The 16,975-nt window shown below is 33.9% G+C and carries 15 protein-coding genes; 12 read left to right on the plus strand and 3 right to left on the minus strand.

Annotated elements, in window-relative coordinates:
* Positions 1-30 precede the first annotated feature (30 nt).
* Positions 31-2,160, plus strand: a complete 2,130-nt coding sequence (locus tag C1S72_RS10440; RefSeq protein WP_104735535.1) for a carboxy terminal-processing peptidase — start codon at positions 31-33, stop codon at positions 2,158-2,160.
* Positions 2,161-2,165: 5 nt separating this feature from the next.
* Positions 2,166-3,257: an ABC transporter permease gene (locus tag C1S72_RS10445; protein WP_104735536.1), complete on the plus strand. Its 1,092-nt coding sequence runs from the start codon at positions 2,166-2,168 to the stop codon at positions 3,255-3,257.
* Here C1S72_RS10445 and C1S72_RS10450 read toward each other — a convergent pair.
* Genes C1S72_RS10450 through C1S72_RS10460 form a run of 3 tightly spaced genes read right to left on the minus strand, consistent with a single transcriptional unit; the run spans position 3,254 to position 5,302 of the window.
* Positions 3,254-3,925, minus strand: a complete 672-nt coding sequence (locus C1S72_RS10450) for a hypothetical protein (protein WP_104735537.1) — start codon at positions 3,923-3,925, stop codon at positions 3,254-3,256. The genes C1S72_RS10445 and C1S72_RS10450 overlap by 4 nt on opposite strands.
* A complete protein-coding gene (gene yihA, locus C1S72_RS10455) occupies positions 3,922-4,524 on the minus strand; it encodes a ribosome biogenesis GTP-binding protein YihA/YsxC (RefSeq protein WP_104735538.1) in 603 nt (200 codons plus the stop codon). Before yihA ends, C1S72_RS10450 begins: the two co-directional genes overlap by 4 nt.
* Positions 4,525-4,537: 13 nt before the next feature.
* A complete protein-coding gene (locus C1S72_RS10460) occupies positions 4,538-5,302 on the minus strand; it encodes an alpha/beta fold hydrolase (RefSeq protein ID WP_104735539.1) in 765 nt (254 codons plus the stop codon).
* 293 nt (positions 5,303-5,595) lie between these two features.
* On the opposite strand from C1S72_RS10460, the gene mraZ reads away from it, so the two are divergent.
* The 10 genes from mraZ to murC are packed head-to-tail and all read left to right on the plus strand — an operon-like array spanning position 5,596 to position 16,974.
* Positions 5,596-6,066: a division/cell wall cluster transcriptional repressor MraZ gene (gene mraZ / locus C1S72_RS10465; protein WP_104735540.1), complete on the plus strand. Its 471-nt coding sequence runs from the start codon at positions 5,596-5,598 to the stop codon at positions 6,064-6,066.
* Positions 6,053-6,949, plus strand: coding sequence for a 16S rRNA (cytosine(1402)-N(4))-methyltransferase RsmH (rsmH, locus tag C1S72_RS10470; protein ID WP_104735541.1), 897 nt, complete (start codon positions 6,053-6,055; stop codon positions 6,947-6,949). The genes mraZ and rsmH overlap by 14 nt, the downstream gene beginning before the upstream one ends.
* The gene (locus C1S72_RS10475) at positions 6,950-7,267 is read left to right on the plus strand and encodes an FtsL-like putative cell division protein (protein WP_104735542.1); all 318 of its coding nucleotides are present in this window, start codon (positions 6,950-6,952) and stop codon (positions 7,265-7,267) included.
* A gap of 60 nt (positions 7,268-7,327) precedes the next feature.
* Positions 7,328-9,280: a penicillin-binding protein gene (locus tag C1S72_RS10480; RefSeq protein WP_104735543.1), complete on the plus strand. Its 1,953-nt coding sequence runs from the start codon at positions 7,328-7,330 to the stop codon at positions 9,278-9,280.
* Positions 9,277-10,740, plus strand: coding sequence for a UDP-N-acetylmuramoyl-L-alanyl-D-glutamate--2,6-diaminopimelate ligase (locus C1S72_RS10485; RefSeq protein WP_104735544.1), 1,464 nt, complete (start codon positions 9,277-9,279; stop codon positions 10,738-10,740). Before C1S72_RS10480 ends, C1S72_RS10485 begins: the two co-directional genes overlap by 4 nt.
* Position 10,741: 1 nt before the next feature.
* Positions 10,742-11,983 carry a phospho-N-acetylmuramoyl-pentapeptide-transferase gene (mraY, locus tag C1S72_RS10490; RefSeq protein ID WP_104735545.1) on the plus strand — a complete coding sequence of 414 codons (1,242 nt, stop codon included), beginning with the start codon at positions 10,742-10,744 and terminating at the stop codon, positions 11,981-11,983.
* 1 nt (position 11,984) lies between these two features.
* Positions 11,985-13,316 (plus strand): UDP-N-acetylmuramoyl-L-alanine--D-glutamate ligase, encoded by a 1,332-nt coding sequence (gene murD, locus C1S72_RS10495; protein ID WP_104735546.1) that lies wholly within the window; start codon positions 11,985-11,987, stop codon positions 13,314-13,316.
* 12 nt (positions 13,317-13,328) lie between these two features.
* Positions 13,329-14,522 (plus strand): FtsW/RodA/SpoVE family cell cycle protein, encoded by a 1,194-nt coding sequence (locus C1S72_RS10500; protein ID WP_104735547.1) that lies wholly within the window; start codon positions 13,329-13,331, stop codon positions 14,520-14,522.
* Positions 14,522-15,625, plus strand: coding sequence for an undecaprenyldiphospho-muramoylpentapeptide beta-N-acetylglucosaminyltransferase (murG, locus tag C1S72_RS10505; protein WP_104735548.1), 1,104 nt, complete (start codon positions 14,522-14,524; stop codon positions 15,623-15,625). Before C1S72_RS10500 ends, murG begins: the two co-directional genes overlap by 1 nt.
* Entirely contained in the window at positions 15,622-16,974 is a 1,353-nt protein-coding gene (gene murC, locus C1S72_RS10510) for a UDP-N-acetylmuramate--L-alanine ligase (RefSeq protein WP_104735549.1), read from the plus strand. The genes murG and murC overlap by 4 nt, the downstream gene beginning before the upstream one ends.
* Position 16,975: the final 1 nt, after the last annotated feature.

Consider the following 16,975-nt stretch of genomic DNA (forward strand, 5'->3'; position numbering starts at 1 on the left):
GAAAAATATATCATGCTTATTATGAGAATTATGAAAAGGAATTATAACATTTTAATATTAATGCTTTTGTTGGCGTTTGCCTCATGCAGCTTTACCACAAAAACATTTAGCGACCCTAATAAAGATAAGCTTTTAATTCAAGCAATTACATATGTTCTAGAGCGAGGTCATTTTGATCCTAAAGAAATTAATGATGAGTTTTCAATTGAAGTATATTCAGATTATTTGGAGCAGATAGACCCTTTAAAACAATATTTTTATGAATCTGACATCAAGGAATTTGAGCATTATAAGACGGAAATTGATGATCAATTAAAGGCTTTAGATATTTCGTTTTTTAATTTGACTCATGAACGACTTATGCAACGTATAGAAGAGGCAAAGGTTATTTATAAAGAAGTATTGGATACTCCTTTTGATTATTCAGTTGATGAGGTCTTTAATTCAGATTATGAAGCTTTAGATTTTGTAAGTTCTAAAAAGGAAATGAAGGAACGTTGGAGACAACGATTAAAGTATACCAATCTAGCGAATTATGATGATTTGATAAATGCGCAGGAATCAGCTGATGAAAATGACGACGTTGAAAAAAAATCATTAGAAGAGATTGAGGTTGCGTCCAGAAAGGAAACACTCAAAACCATAGATATCTATTATAATGATTATATAGATGATATGGAGCGTAAAGATTGGTTTGTAGTTTTTATAAATGCCATAACGCAAGAATTTGACCCACATACAACCTATTTTGCACCTGAAGATAAAGAGGTTTTTAATCAAGGGATGTCTGGTAAATTAGAAGGAATTGGCGCTAGACTTCAAAAACGAATGGATAATATTAAAATTGTCGAGTTGATTTCTGGTGGTCCAGCTTGGAGAGGTAAGGAGTTGGAAGTTGGTGATATCATTCAAAAGGTAAGACAGGAAGACGAAAAAGAAGCTGTGAGTATTATTGGAATGCGCATTGATGATGCTATAAAATTAATTAAAGGACCTAAAGGAACTAATGTTTACTTAACCGTAAAAAAAGTTGATGGAACAATTGAGGTTATAAAAATTACACGAGATATTGTTGAACTTGAAGAAACACATGCAAAAAGTTCCATTGTAACCAAAAATGATAAACGTTTTGGAGTTATTAATCTACCAAAGTTTTACGCTGATTTTGAAGATTATCAGAAGTTAAATGCAGCATCTGACGTTAAAAAAGAAATTGAGCGTTTAAAAGAAGAAGGAATGGAAGGCTTGGTGCTTGATCTTCGTGGCAATGGAGGTGGATCATTACAAACCGTAGTTGAGATGGCTGGTTTGTTTATTGAACAAGGACCAATCGTTCAAGTGCGTTCTACTGATGAACCTAAAGAAGTTTTAAAGGATACAGATAAATCTATTGTTTGGGATGGTCCATTAGTGATTTTAGTGAATGAGTTTTCAGCATCTGCTTCTGAAATTTTGGCAGCAGCCATGCAAGATTATAAGCGTGCTATTGTAATTGGAAGTAAGCAAACTTATGGTAAGGGAACTGTTCAATCATTTTTTGATTTAAACAGGATGGTAAGAAATTATAAAGATGGTGATTTAGGAGCTTTAAAAGTTACCAGACAAAAGTATTACAGAATCAATGGTGGATCGGTTCAACTTGAAGGAGTAAAAAGTGACGTTATTGTTCCGGATCGTTATAGCTTTATGGATATTGGTGAGAAAGATCAGGAAAACCCATTAGGTTGGGATGAAATTGATGCTGCTGAATTTTCTTTTTGGGAAGGTTACTTTGATTATGATACGACCATAAAAAAGAGTATTGAAAGAATGAAGGATAATTCACAATTAAAATTAATTGAAGAAAACGCAAAATGGGTTAAAACACGTATGGATGAAAAACAACATCCATTGAATTATAGTAAGTACAAATCGCAATTAGATTTAAATGAGGAAGAAGCTAAACAGTTTGATGAAATCTCAAATTATCAAACCAATCTAACATTTGAGTCATTGCCGTATGAAAAAAGACTTTTCGAAAAAGATACAGTTTTAAAAGATAAACGCATACGTTGGCATGAGAGTTTAAGTAAAGATGTATATATGGAAGAGGCATTAAATGTGCTTGAAGATTTAAAAATGTCGTACTCTATTAAAAAGGTAGCAACAGTAAAAGACTAATTTAAATGAGTCAAAGCTCAAGCTCATTAAGCAAACTAGCGCTCCAGAAATTTAAAAAAGATTTCTGGGGCGTTTTTAGTTTGTTTTTAATTGTATTTGTAGGCCTCATCTCTGTCTTTGCCTATGTTATTGCTCCTGATAACTCGCAACATGCTAATCAAATGCATTTGTCTATTCACTCTAAAAAGCCAGGTTTTAAAGTTGCCATGTTGGTCATGCCAAATGACAATTTTGGTAAACAAAGTGTTTTTGACAAATTATTTTTTGGTAGAAAAAATACCGAAAATGAAATCCCGATTTCAAGTTATACCCACAAAGAGAGTTTATTAACTTATACTGAATATACAGCTGATGATTTGGAAGGTATAACAAAAACTATTGATTTAAATCAGTTCACAGATGAGCAAAAACCTTACGTTGAAGAAAAAACATTTCTATTTGGTACTGATAAGTATGGAAGGGATTTATTAAGTAGAATCCTTGTGGGAGCTAGAATTTCATTTTTTATTGGTTTCATTGCGGTTTTTATATCCCTTGTAGTAGGAATACTTATGGGTAGTTTGGCAGGTTATTTTGGTGGTAAGGTTGATGCACTTATTATGTGGTTTATCAATGTATCATGGTCAATACCCACATTGTTATTGGTGATTGCTATAACCTTGGCTTTAGGTAAAGGTTTTTGGCAGGTTTTTATTGCTGTTGGCCTTACCATGTGGGTTGAAGTAGCTAGAGTAGTTAGAGGGCAGGTAATGAGTGTAAAGGAAATGCAATACGTAACTGCGGCACGAGCATTAGGTTTCAATGATTTCAGGATTATTACTAGACATATTCTGCCTAATATTATGGCACCTGTAATTGTAATTTCGGCTGCAAACTTTGCGGCAGCCATTTTAATTGAAAGTGGCTTGAGTTTTTTGGGCATTGGAGCTCAACCACCTATGTCTAGTTGGGGAGCTATGATAAAAGATCATTATAATTATATTATACTAGGTAAGCCTTATTTAGCATTGATTCCGGGTTTTTGTATAATGATATTGGTTATGGCATTTATGCTTATGGGTAATGCTTTGCGCGATGCTTTGGATGTAAGGAGTTAATCTTGAGGTTTAAAAAACAAATTCCAATTTTCCGGTTTTAAATGTTTAGCCATCAAGTCTGCTCGATATTCGCCATTTCTAATTACAGTTTCACCGTTAGACTTGATTAAAGCAAATGAGCCACAAATGGTTGGATTTTTGAAGATATTATCTCTAAAAAAACCAGTTTCATCAGCATAAAAATATTCTTTTTTATTGTTATGATTGTTTTTTAGCACTATCTCTTTTTCAAATAAAACGATATAGGTTATATAGTCTTTCTCAATTTTTCTTTTTAATGAATTCGTGAATTTTTTTCTGTTTATAACTTCTTTTCTTGTCCAAATATTATCCCTGTTTGAGGTACACAAATCATCTTTGTAATAATATTCCAAAAGAATGGTGTTATTATCAGGAACCCTTCTATTTATGAGAATTTCAATTTGATCTTTAACTTCTTTGTAATTTAAGATATCTATTTTGTAAAGGTCTTTTTTTAAAGTATATACAATTTCACCTTTATCATCAATATGTTTCCAGGCTGATAACATGAGGCTTCTATCCATAGATTTTTTCTTGAAATCAATTTCTTTTATCTCATTTCCATTTTCATCAATGAATATATTTTCTTGTGCAAAATTTACCTGAAAACAAAACAAAACAACAATTGTTATAAATAAATACTTCATGCCTTAAAATCACTGTTTATTGAATCAATATAATTCAAAACATCCTCCTTACCAACAGATCTTGAAGATGATGTTATAAAGTAATTAGGCATTTCCTCCCAAGTCTCCAATAATTTAATTTTATAGTTTTCCACATGTCGGGTTATGGCATTGGGTTTTAGTTTATCGGCTTTTGTGAATATGATAGAAAATGGAATGCTATTTTCACCGAGCCATGCCATAAATTCTAAATCAATGGGTTGCGCATCATGTCTAATATCTACCAAAACAAAAGCAGATACCAATTGCTCTCGCAAACTAAAATATTGTGTAATAAACTTTTGAAAGGTTTTTTTTGCGCTTTTTGATACGCGTGCATATCCATATCCAGGTAAATCAACTAAATGCCAATTTTTATTAATTAGAAAATGATTGATTAACTGTGTCTTACCTGGTCTTCCAGATGTTTTAGCCAAACTCTTTCTATTAGTTAGCATATTGATTAAAGATGATTTTCCAACATTACTTCTGCCAATAAAAGCGTATTCTGGCAACATGCTTTTAGGGCATTTAGCCACATCAGAATTGCTCATTACGAATTCTGCCGATTTAATTTCCATAGCGAGATAAGGTTTAGAAATTTCTTTTGTTCAACCAAGAATTAAGAATTTCATTAAACTCATCTGGATGCTCCATCATGGCAGCATGCCCACATTTGTCAATCCAGAATAATTCTGAATCTGGTAAGAGTTCATCAAATTCTTCAGCTACTTCAGGAGGTGTAACTGTATCGTTTTTACCCCAAATAATACAGGTAGGGGTTTTCATATTTGGTAAATCTTTTGCCATATTGTGTCTAATGGCACTTTTGGCAATGGCAAGTGTTTTTATAAGCTTGTTACGATCATTTACAGTTTCATAAACTTCGTCAACTATCTCTTTTGTAGCAACTTCAGGATCATAGAAAACGTCTTGCGCTTTTTTCTTTATTACTTCATAATCACTTCGCTTGGTGTAACCACCACCCATAGCGCTTTCGTATAAACCAGAACTACCTGTTATAATCAGTGCCTTTACTTTTTTTGGGTATAATTTTGTATGATATAAACCGATGTGTCCGCCAAGAGAATTTCCTAAAAGAATAACATCATCGAACCCTTTAAATTCAATAAAATCATGTAAGTATTTTGCAAAACTTTTAACATTGGTTTTAAGCAGAGACATGGTGTAAATAGGTAGTTCAGGAATAATTACAGAATACCCTTTTTTACTAAAATAACTTGTGACAGAATCAAAATTACTCAAACCACCCATAAGCCCATGAAGAACAATAATGGGAGTGCCTTCGCCTACCTCTATATAACTGTAACTTTTCTCTTTTTTTAATCGGTGCGCCATTATCTGGTTTAGCTATTCTAAAAGCAAATATAGTTAAATCATTCACAATATATGGATAATTATTGTTGACATGTAATACGCCATATTCCAAGATATTAACATTATAAAGTCAATATTTTTAGCGACTCTGTAACTCTCTGAAATAAAGAGTTTAAGATGTTTTAAGCAATTTTAATATCGACATAATTCCACTTTTAATCGAAAAATTATCAACAAAGTGGTAAAATGTGGTAAAATGTGGTATATTTTTCAATATATTTGAAACTTAATCTCAAGAATCTGTAAATAGCGTTTTGAATTCATTAATAGGGACATACGAATGCAAGGTAGATGCCAAAGGGCGTTTAATGCTTCCGGCTGCTTTAAAAAAACAGTTGTCTCCTGTATTGCAAAACGGTTTTGTTTTAAAACGTGCTGTTTTTCAGCCTTGTTTGGAATTGTATCCCATGTCTGAATGGGAATCACTCATGCAGAAGGTTAATAAACTCAACAGATTTAAGAAGAAAAATAATGACTTCATCCGCCGGTTCACAGCTGGTGTGAAAATGATTGAAGTGGATTCAACGGGTCGATTGTTAATACCTAAAGACTTGGTTGGTTTTGCAAATATTTCTAAAGAAATCGTTGTGTCTTCAGCTATAAACATCGTGGAAATTTGGGATAAGGATAAATATGAGCAGGCTATTGATGATGCAACTGGTGATTTTGCAGATTTGGCTGAAGAAGTAATGGGACAAGATGATGACGACCATGGAATATCATAATCCCGTTTTATTAAAGGAAACAGTTGATGGTTTAGATATAATTGAAGATGGCGTTTATGTTGATGTCACTTTTGGAGGAGGAGGTCATAGCAAGGAAATATTAAAAAGGCTGGGTGAAAATGGGAAGTTGTACGCTTTTGATCAAGATCCAGACGCTCTTGAAAATAAGATTGATGATAATCGCTTTACGCTGATACATGAGAATTTTAGATATCTCAAACGTTTTTTGCGATTCTATGGTGTTAAGCAGGTAAATGGAGTTTTGGCTGATTTTGGAGTTTCTTCACATCAGTTTGATGTTGCCGAAAGGGGTTTTTCAACACGATTTGAAGCTGATTTAGATATGAGAATGAATCAAAAGAATCAACTGTCAGCTTATCATGTGGTTAATGAATATGATGAAGAAAAGTTGCGTCAGGTATTGTGGCAGTATGGTGAGTTAAGGCAAGCACCTGCAATGGCTAGAGTAATTGTTGAAAGTAGAAATGATAACGAGATAAAAACAAGTGAACAATTAAAGGCTGTGCTAAAGCAATTTTTACAACATAAAAAGGAGAATAAAATATTAGCTCAAATTTTTCAAGCCATTCGTATTGAAGTGAATCAAGAAATAGAAGTATTAAAGGAGTTTTTATTGCAAACTTCCGAAGTGTTGATAAAGGGAGGGAGGTTAAGCGTTATATCCTATCACTCTCTAGAAGATAGATTGGTGAAAAGATTTATTAGAAATGGACTTTTTGAAGGAGAACCAGAACGTGATGTTTTTGGAAACTTTGAAGTGCCATTTAAGAAAGTCGGTGGACTTATTGTGCCAACCAGAGAAGAAATTAACATCAATAATAGAGCGCGTAGCGCAAAATTACGAATAGCTGAAAAGTTGTAAATGAAAAAAGGGTTATACAGTATTTTAAAAGGAACATTTCTCATTAGCGATGATGCTTTTAAAAACTGGCGTATGATTTTATTTATTTCTGCGCTTGCTATAATCATGATTGCAAGTTCTCATAGTGCTGATAAAAAAGTACATGAGATTGCACGTTTGAGTAATGAAGTTAAAGAATTGCGTTCAGCCATGATTGATGGCCGAGGAAAACTGATGAATCTCAAAAAGGAGACAGTGGTCGAAAAGAAGATGAAAGAAAAAGGTTTGGCAATTTCAGAAATACCACCAACCAAAATTAAAGTGAAATCCCAAAATTAGTTCAGCTTGGCAGCAAACGAGAAGAACATATTGAACCGATTGTATTTTGTAGCAGGATGTATGTTCATCTTCGCTCTAGCAGTGGTGTTCAAATTATTGAGCATTCAGTTTATGCAAGGTGATAAGTACAGAAGTTTAGCAGAAGAACGAACTATTAAGGACGTAGTTATTCCTGCTAATCGTGGCAATGTGTATTCAGCAAATGGAAATCTTCTCGCTACCTCTATTCCAAAGTATGATATACGGATAGATGCTATTACACCATCATCCGTGACGTTTGAAAAGTACTTAAAGCCACTTTGCGATTCGCTATCGGTTTTTTCAGGAAAGTCAACCTCATATTATGAAAAATTGATTAGAAAGGCACGGGCCAATAAAAATAGGTACTTACTACTTGCTAGAAATATTGGCTATTCAGATTATATACGTGTTAGAAATTTTCCCATGTTAAATCTGGGTGCTTTTAAAGGAGGTTTAATTGTGGAACAGACCACCAAGCGTGAACATCCTATGGGTGGCATTGCGCAAAGGTCAATTGGTTATGAACGACATGATGAAAATGGCAATATAACTAGAGCAGGGTTGGATGGTGCCTTTGGAGCTAAATATTTACGAGGGAAAGATGGTCATCGTCTTAAGCAAAGAATAGGTAAAGGTCAATGGAAACCTATAGTGGATTATAATCAGGTTGAACCTAAAGACGGTTATGATATTTACACGACTATTAGCGTCAATATTCAAGATATTGCCCACCATGCTTTATTACAGCAATTAGAATATTATGAAGCAGAGCATGGTTGTGTTGTTGTGATGGAAGTTGAAACAGGTGAAATTAGAGCGATTTCTAATCTAGGCAGAACGAGCAAAGGTACTTATTATGAAAAGTTGAATTATGCCGTTGGTGAGTCACATGAGCCTGGCTCTACCTTTAAAGTTATGGCTTTAATGGCTGCATTGGAGGATAAAGTAATTGATACTTCAACGATTGTTGATACCAAGAGAGGGCGTAAAATGTTCTATGGTCGATACATTAATGACTCCCGTCATGGTGGGTATGGAGAAATATCAGCTGCTAGATCTTTAGAAGTTTCATCAAACATAGGATTGGCAACTATTATTGATGATAACTATGCGAAGAATCCAGAAAAATTTCTCAATCGACTTAAAAGCTGGAAACTTCACCAGCCTTTAGGATTGCCAATTATAGGTGAAGGTAAACCAGCAATTTATGAGCCAGGTCACGACAAGTGGAGTAAAAATGCACTGCCATCCATGTCATATGGCTATAATTTGGAATTGACACCTCTGCAAACCTTGACCTTTTATAATGCTATTGCTAATAATGGTGTCATGGTAAAGCCACGCTTTATAAGAGAGGTAAAAGAACTGGATAAGCAAATAGAAAGTTTTGATAAGGAAATCATTAATAACAAAATCTGTTCAGATAAAACATTAAAAGAAGTTCAAGAAATACTTAAAAATGTTGTGGTTAGAGGAACCGGTAGGTCATTGTATTCACCATACTTTTCTATGGCTGGTAAAACTGGAACTGCCAAAACAGAATATTGGATGTCAGATTGGGAAGACAATAGGCGTTACGTGTCTTCTTTCGCTGGATATTTTCCAGCAGAGAACCCAAAATATTCATGCATAGTAGTTATCCATAAGCCAAGTGTAGAAAAAGGATATTATGGAGCCGATGTAACAGGACCAGTTTTTAAGCGAATTGCTCAAAAAATATTTACGGATACGCCATTAATTGATCAGGTGGAATCTTTAGAAATAAAGCAGGCTTCAGTTGAAAATGAATATGAACTTTACTATGATATCTCTGAAAAACATAAAACGATAATGCCCAATGTTGTTGGATTACCTACAATGGATGCTATTGCTATTCTAGAGAATATGGGATTAAAAGTGAGAACGCAAGGTGTTGGTGAAGTTAAATCACAGTCAATCAACAAAGGAGACAAAGTAAAGCGAAGTCAAAGAGTAGTAATTGAAGCCTCATGATGACTTTAAAAGACATATTGTATAAGGTTACTTTAAATGCTGTCGCAGGAAACACAAATGTACCTGTAAATAATATTGTTTTTGATTCACGAAAGATTTCAAAAGGGGATGTCTTTGTTGCAATTGTAGGAACTCAAGTAGATGGTCATGATTATATTGATAAGGCTATTTCTTTGGGTTGTATAGCTGTAGTTTCAGAAAAACTCCCTAAAAATCTAAAGCAAGATGTTACCTATGTTGAAGTTGAGAATACATCGACAGCTCTGGCAATAATGGCTTCCAATTTTTATGAGGTACCATCTGAAAACTTAAAATTAGTTGGCGTAACTGGCACTAATGGAAAAACAACAATTGCAACTCTGTTGTATCAACTGTTTAAAAAAGCCGGCTATAAAGTAGGGCTATTGTCAACAGTCAGAATTATGGTTGATAATACCGAGTATAAAGCGACACATACAACACCAGATTCACTGACAATAAACAGTTACCTAAAGAAAATGAATCACGCTGGTGTTGAGTATTGTTTTATGGAAGTCAGCTCACATGGAATCCATCAAAAGCGTACTGAAGGACTTCGTTTTGAAGGAGGAATTTTTACAAATCTTTCACATGACCATTTAGATTATCATAACAGTTTTGCAGAATATCGAGACGTTAAAAAAGCATTTTTTGATGGTTTGCCAAAACAAGCATTCTCCTTGGTGAATATTGATGATAAAAATGGTTTGGTCATGATGCAAAATACCCAAGCTAGAAAATTCACCTACGCACTTAAAAGCTTCGCTGATTATAAAGCACAAATTTTAGAAAATCAATTTGGGGGATTATTATTGAAGATTAACGAGAATGAAGTCTGGACACGTTTGGTAGGTAATTTTAATGCTTACAATGTTTTAGCCATCTATGCAACTGCAGAACTTTTGGGTCTTGAGAAGGTTGAAGTTTTAAGACTGATAAGTGATTTAGAAAGTGTATCAGGGCGATTCCAATATCTTATTTCTGAAGAGAAAATCACTGCTATCGTTGATTACGCACATACACCAGATGCTTTGAAAAATGTTCTAGAAACCATTAATAGTATTAGAACTAAAAATGAAGAACTGATAACCGTTGTTGGATGTGGTGGTGATCGTGATAAAACAAAGAGACCAAAAATGGGTCATATTGCATCGGCTTTAAGCACCAAGGTCATTTTTACAAGTGACAATCCAAGAAGTGAAAATCCTGATACTATAATTAATGAGATAGAAGCTGGAGTAGAGCCACAGAATTTCAAAAAAACCATTTCAATAACTGATAGAAAACAAGCTATAAAAGCAGCCTGTCAAATGGCCAAAACTAATGATATTATCCTTATAGCAGGTAAGGGACACGAAACCTATCAAGAAATTAAAGGAGAGCGTTTTGACTTTGATGATTTTATGATTGTACAAGAATTTTTAAAGCAATTACAAAAATAATATGTTGTATTACTTATTTGAATATTTAGAGAAGCAGTATCAATTTCCAGGCGCATCCTTATTTGGGTTTATAACCTTTAGGGCAGCTATGGCTATTATTTTGTCACTCTTAATATCTACAATATATGGTAAGCGTATTATAAAGTTTTTACGTAAGCAACAAGTAGGAGAAACCATTCGTGATTTAGGTTTAGAAGGCCAAGTAGAGAAAGCTGGTACACCAACCATGGGTGGAATTATAATCATTTTAGCAACACTCATTCCTGTATTGTTATTGGCAAAACTTGAAAATGTCTATATCATACTTTTAATAGTCACAACAGTCTGGATGGGAACTATTGGATTTATTGATGATTATATCAAAAAATTTAAAAATGATAAAGAAGGGTTAAAAGGAAGATTTAAGGTACTAGGTCAAGTGGGATTGGGAATAATAGTTGGAGTAACTCTATTCTTTCATTCTGATGTTACTTTAAAGGAAAAGTTGCCACTTGCTGAACAGCAGGAAATTTTAGCTAAAAACCCAGATGCAAAACCAACAGATTTATTCGCGTCAGAAGAACGTTCAACAAAAACAACAATTCCATTTGTAAAGGCCAATGAATTTGATTATGCCGAAATAATTACATGGATTAATAAAGATTGGGCACAATATGCTTGGATCATTTTTATTCCTATTGTCATTTTTATTATAACGGCAGTTTCCAATGGTGCCAATCTTACAGATGGTATTGATGGGCTCGCAGCAGGTACTTCGGCAATAATTGTACTCACATTGGGCATTTTTGCTTGGGTATCTGGTAATATAATATTTTCGGAATACTTAAATATTATGTATATCCCAAGGGTTGAGGAAATTACAATTTATATAGCCGCTTTTGTAGGAGCCTTAATTGGATTTCTATGGTATAATACCTACCCAGCGCAGGTTTTTATGGGTGATACAGGTAGTTTAACTATTGGCGGTATCATTGCTGTAATAGCAATAGCTGTTAGAAAAGAATGGTTAATACCTGTGCTATGTGGAATATTTTTAGCCGAAAATCTCTCTGTGGTTATGCAGGTAAGTTGGTTTAAATATACAAGGAAGAAATATGGTGAAGGCAGACGTATTTTTAAAATGTCACCACTTCATCATCACTATCAAAAATCAGGATATCACGAAAGTAAAATTGTTACCAGATTCTGGATTATAGGAATTCTGCTAGCTATTATTTCGATTGTGACATTGAAAATCAGATAGTATGAAAAGGCTTGTGATTTTGGGTGGAGGAGAAAGTGGTGTTGGAACCGCTTTATTGGGGAAAGCCAAAGGATATGATGTTTTTGTTTCAGACAAAGGAATAATCAAACAAAAATATCAAGACGTTCTTAAAAATAATGAGATTGATTGGGAAGATCAACAGCATACTGAAAATAAAATATTGAATGCTGATGTTGTAATGAAAAGCCCTGGCATACCATCAAAGGTGGATTTGGTCCAGAGATTAATAGCAGCCAATGTTCCCGTGATTTCCGAGATAGAATTTGCCTCAAAGTTTACTGAAGCTACTATTGTGGGAATCACTGGGAGTAACGGCAAAACGACAACAGCATCCTTGACACATCATATTTTGAAACAGGAACTTGATGTTGGATTGGCAGGGAATATAGGAGATAGTTTTGCTAAACAGGTTTTGGAAAAGCATTATGAAAATTATGTTTTAGAGATAAGTAGTTTTCAGTTGGATGATTGTTTGAATTTTAGGCCACATATTGCTGTTATTACCAATATAACACCAGATCATTTGGATAGGTATGATTACAAATTTGAGAACTATATAGCGTCCAAATTTCGTATTGCTATGAATCAAAAATCAAGTGATTATCTAATTTATGATGCTGATGATTCAGTTATTACAAGTTGGTTAGATCAAAACCCAGTGCAATCAACATTATTGCCGTTTTCATTAATAAAATCAATTGAAAACGGAGCCTTTTTAGAAAAAGATAGTATAAAAATAACAATAGATAACGAACAGATAATTATGCCAACAAAAAATTTAGCATTAGAAGGTAAGCACAATATAAAAAATGCTATGGCTGCTTCAACCGTAGCTCATTTATTAAAAATAAGAAAACAAACCATCAGAGAGAGTTTGGAAAATTTTCATGGTGTAGAGCATCGTTTGGAGCAAGTTCTAAAAATTAATAAAGTTCAGTATATCAATGACTCTAAAGCCACGAATGTGAATGCTACTTATTATGCTTTAGAGAGCATGGAAGCTCCAACTGTATGGATTGTTGGAGGCCAAGACAAAGGCAATGACTATACTGAATTATTTCCATTTGTTAATGAAAAAGTAAAAGCCATTATCTGTCTTGGTGTAGATAATGAAAAGCTAATGAATAATTTTAGTTCGATGGTTGATGTCATTGTTGAGACACAATACATGAGTGAGGCTGTAAAAATAGCTTATAAAATAGCTGAATCTGGTGACAATGTGCTGCTATCTCCTGCCTGTGCAAGTTTTGATTTATTTGAAAACTACGAGGATAGAGGCAGGCAGTTTAAAGATGCTGTAAGAAACTTATAAAAAACTATATAAATGCAGGCTGTATTTAAAAACATAAAAGGAGATAGGTTAATTTGGGCAATAGCTGCGCTATTGGCTATTTTTTCTTTTCTACCAGTTTATAGTGCGGCTAGTAATCTTGCTTATGTTGGAGGCAATGGTAATACATTCACCTATTTTGTAAAACATTTTATGCACTTGTTTTTGGGTTTTGCAATTATGTATGGGGTTCATAAAATACCTTATAGATATTTTAAGGGTTTGTCTATTATCATGTTGCCGGTGGTTGTTGTTTTGCTTGTTTTGACAATGCTCCAAGGAACAACTATTGAAGGAGCCAATGCTAGTAGATGGATTCAAATACCCATAGTAAATATGTCTTTTCAAACATCAACCTTTGCATTTGTTGTTTTGATGGTTTATGTGGCGAGATATATGTCCAAAATCAAGGATAAAACAATATCATTTAAGGAATCTATTCTACCACTATGGATTCCGGTTTTTTTGGTGTTAGTATTGATTCTTCCTGCTAACTTTTCAACCGCTGCCATTATGTTTTTAATGACTTTGGTGCTTGTGTTTTTAGGAGGTTATCCAGTAAAGTATTTAGCTATAATTATTGGAACTGGAATATTATGTCTGGCTTTTTTTGTTTTGATAGCAAAAGCATTTCCGGAGGCTATGCCTAATAGAATTGATACTTGGATGAGTCGTATTGAAAGTTTTTCCAATGATGAAGTAACTGAAGCTGATTATCAAATAGAAAAAGCAAAAATAGCCATTGCGTCAGGAGGGATTAAAGGCGTTGGGCCTGGAAAAAGTAAACAAAAAAACTTTTTACCGCAATCATCATCTGATTTTATTTTTGCCATTATTGTTGAAGAGTATGGCTTATTAGGAGGCTTTACATTGATGGTTTTTTACTTATGGTTATTGTTCAGGATAGTAATAGCGTCTCAAAAGTCTGACACCATATTTGGGAAACTTTTGGTGCTTGGTGTGGGTCTTCCAATTGTATTTCAAGCACTTATTAACATGGCCGTTGCGGTAGAACTGTTCCCTGTAACTGGGCAGACATTACCACTAATAAGTAGTGGTGGTACATCTATTTGGATGACCTGTTTAGCAATTGGGATTATTTTAAGTGTAAGTGCCAAGCGAGAGGAGTTAAAGGAGCAAGAAATTGAAAGTGAAAATCCGTTGGAAATTTTATCAGAAACTATTTAATGAGTCATTATAAAATTATATTATCTGGAGGAGGAACAGGAGGTCATATTTATCCTGCTATTGCTATAGCCAATGAATTGAAATCTCGTCATAAAGATGCTGAATTTCTTTTTGTTGGAGCTAAAGATCGCATGGAAATGGACAAAGTGCCACAAGCTGGATACGATATAATTGGTTTATGGATATCTGGTATTCAGCGTAAGCTAACAATTAAAAATTTAACTTTTCCATTTAAGCTTTTGAGTAGTTTATTAAAGGCTAGAAAAATAGTTAAAAATTTCAAACCTGATGTTGTAATAGGAACAGGAGGTTTTGCAAGTGGACCATTGTTGCAAGTGGCCACTTCAAGAGGAATTCCCTCATTAATCCAGGAACAGAATTCATATCCTGGAATAACCAATAAACTACTTTCCAAAAAAGCTAATAAAATATGTGTGGCTTATGATGGTTTGGAGCGGTTTTTTCCTTCTGATAAAATTATAAAGACAGGAAATCCTGTACGTCAGGATTTATTGAACATTGATGATAAGAGACAAGAGGCGCTAAGCTTATTTGGTCTAGAAAAAGAGAAAAAAACGCTTTTGGTCCTAGGAGGTAGTTTGGGTTCAAGACGTATAAATGAGTTAATTGAAAAAGAATTAGATTATTTACTGACACATAATATACAGGTAGTTTGGCAGTGTGGAAAACTTTATTATGATCAGTATAAAATTTACAGTCACACCAAGAATATTCAGGTACATGCATTTATAAATGATATGGCATGTGCCTATGCATCGGCAGATATTATTATTTCTCGAGCAGGAGCAAGTTCAGTTTCTGAATTATGTATTGTTGGAAAGCCAGTGATTTTTATTCCATCACCAAATGTTGCCGAAGATCATCAGGCAAAAAATGCCCAAGCAATTGTTGATGAAGATGCTGCTATATTAATTAGAGAAGCCGATTTGGAAGTGGATTTTCAAAATAAGTTTACCCAATTAATGGTTTCGCCAGAAAGGCAAAAACAACTAGGAGAAAATATAAAGAAATTGGCGTTAGTAAATGCTACTAGCGAGATTGCTGATGAAGTAGATAAACTATTAAAGCAAAGCATTAAATGAATCTAGATACTATCAATAATGTTTATTTTATTGGAATTGGCGGTATAGGAATGAGCGCACTAGCAAGATATTTCCATGCTAACAATAAGTTTGTATCTGGATATGATAAAACTAAATCTGAAATTACTGATGGGCTCATAGAATTGGGTGTTCCTGTACATTTTGATGATTCTATCGCCAATATTGATTCCCGATTATTGAATACTAATAATACACTTGTTATTTACACGCCAGCAGTGCCAAAAGATCATATGGAATTGGCTTATTTTAATAACAATCATTACACAGTTATGAAACGTGCGGCTGTTTTGGGGCTAATAACGGAAAACACTAATTGCTTGGCAGTAGCAGGAACTCATGGAAAAACTACGACAACAAGTATTTTGGGTCATTTGTTGAATGTCTGTAATGTTCCAGTAACGGCATTTCTTGGCGGTATCAGTGAAAATTATCAATCCAACTTAATTATAAATGGAACGGATGTTACAGTGGTTGAGGCTGATGAATTTGATCGTTCGTTTTTAACATTATCACCTAACATTGCTTGTATCACTTCAATGGATGCGGATCATCTAGATATTTATGGTGATGCCTCTGAACTAGAAAAGTCATTTATAGATTTTGCCAATAAAATCAAGAAAAACGGAAAATTATTTGTCAGAAATGGTCTGCCTATTAAAGGTATTACTTATGGCATTGAAGATGATTCAGATTACACAGTAAAAAATATAAAAATAAAAAATGGAACATATGTTTTTGATGTAAGAACACCAGAAACAACCATTGAAAATTTCAAATTTAACCTACCTGGTAGACATAATCTGTCGAATGCATTAATAGCCTTGGCGATGGCTGTAGAGTTTGGTTGCCCTCACCAGCAGCTCGCCAAAGCTTTAGCATCTTATAAAGGGGTTAAACGTAGATTTTCATATCATATAAAAACAGATGATGTGGTTTATATTGATGATTATGCGCATCATCCGGAGGAAATAAAAGCTGTTCATCAAGCAGTGAGAGAAATGTATCCAGAAAGTAGGGTTTTGGCAGTTTTTCAGCCGCACTTGTTCAGTAGAACTCGAGATTTTATTGATGAGTTTGCAAAGAGTCTTTCAAGTTTTGATGAAGTAATCTTATTGGATATTTATCCAGCAAGAGAATTGCCTATTCCTGGAGTTACCTCACAGTTGTTATTGGATAAAATTGAAAATAATGATAAACAATTGGTTGAAAAATCAGATTTAATTTCAAAAATAAAAGAGAGTCAAGCAAAAATTGTGCTTACAATCGGTGCCGGAGATATTGGGGAAGAAGTAAAACATATTAAAAAGGCTTTGTTGCGTGCGAGTTAAT

Source organism: Hanstruepera ponticola (assembly GCF_002940745.1).
In the GTDB taxonomy this organism is placed as follows: domain Bacteria; phylum Bacteroidota; class Bacteroidia; order Flavobacteriales; family Flavobacteriaceae; genus Hanstruepera; species Hanstruepera ponticola.

What these genes read in the sequence shown, in the direction of transcription:
- C1S72_RS10440 (WP_104735535.1), top strand. Translation starts at nt 31, where the DNA reads ATGAAAAGGAATTATAACATTTTAATATTAATGCTTTTGTTGGCGTTT.
- murG (WP_104735548.1), top strand. Translation starts at nt 14,522, where the DNA reads ATGAGTCATTATAAAATTATATTATCTGGAGGAGGAACAGGAGGTCAT.
- murD (WP_104735546.1), top strand. Translation starts at nt 11,985, where the DNA reads ATGAAAAGGCTTGTGATTTTGGGTGGAGGAGAAAGTGGTGTTGGAACC.
- rsmH (WP_104735541.1), top strand. Translation starts at nt 6,053, where the DNA reads ATGGAATATCATAATCCCGTTTTATTAAAGGAAACAGTTGATGGTTTA.
- C1S72_RS10445 (WP_104735536.1), top strand. Translation starts at nt 2,166, where the DNA reads ATGAGTCAAAGCTCAAGCTCATTAAGCAAACTAGCGCTCCAGAAATTT.
- C1S72_RS10480 (WP_104735543.1), top strand. Translation starts at nt 7,328, where the DNA reads ATGTTCATCTTCGCTCTAGCAGTGGTGTTCAAATTATTGAGCATTCAG.
- C1S72_RS10450 (WP_104735537.1), bottom strand. Translation starts at nt 3,925, where the DNA reads ATGAAGTATTTATTTATAACAATTGTTGTTTTGTTTTGTTTTCAGGTA.
- C1S72_RS10460 (WP_104735539.1), bottom strand. Translation starts at nt 5,302, where the DNA reads ATGGCGCACCGATTAAAAAAAGAGAAAAGTTACAGTTATATAGAGGTA.
- murC (WP_104735549.1), top strand. Translation starts at nt 15,622, where the DNA reads ATGAATCTAGATACTATCAATAATGTTTATTTTATTGGAATTGGCGGT.
- yihA (WP_104735538.1), bottom strand. Translation starts at nt 4,524, where the DNA reads ATGGAAATTAAATCGGCAGAATTCGTAATGAGCAATTCTGATGTGGCT.
- C1S72_RS10485 (WP_104735544.1), top strand. Translation starts at nt 9,277, where the DNA reads ATGATGACTTTAAAAGACATATTGTATAAGGTTACTTTAAATGCTGTC.
- C1S72_RS10500 (WP_104735547.1), top strand. Translation starts at nt 13,329, where the DNA reads ATGCAGGCTGTATTTAAAAACATAAAAGGAGATAGGTTAATTTGGGCA.
- C1S72_RS10475 (WP_104735542.1), top strand. Translation starts at nt 6,950, where the DNA reads ATGAAAAAAGGGTTATACAGTATTTTAAAAGGAACATTTCTCATTAGC.
- mraY (WP_104735545.1), top strand. Translation starts at nt 10,742, where the DNA reads ATGTTGTATTACTTATTTGAATATTTAGAGAAGCAGTATCAATTTCCA.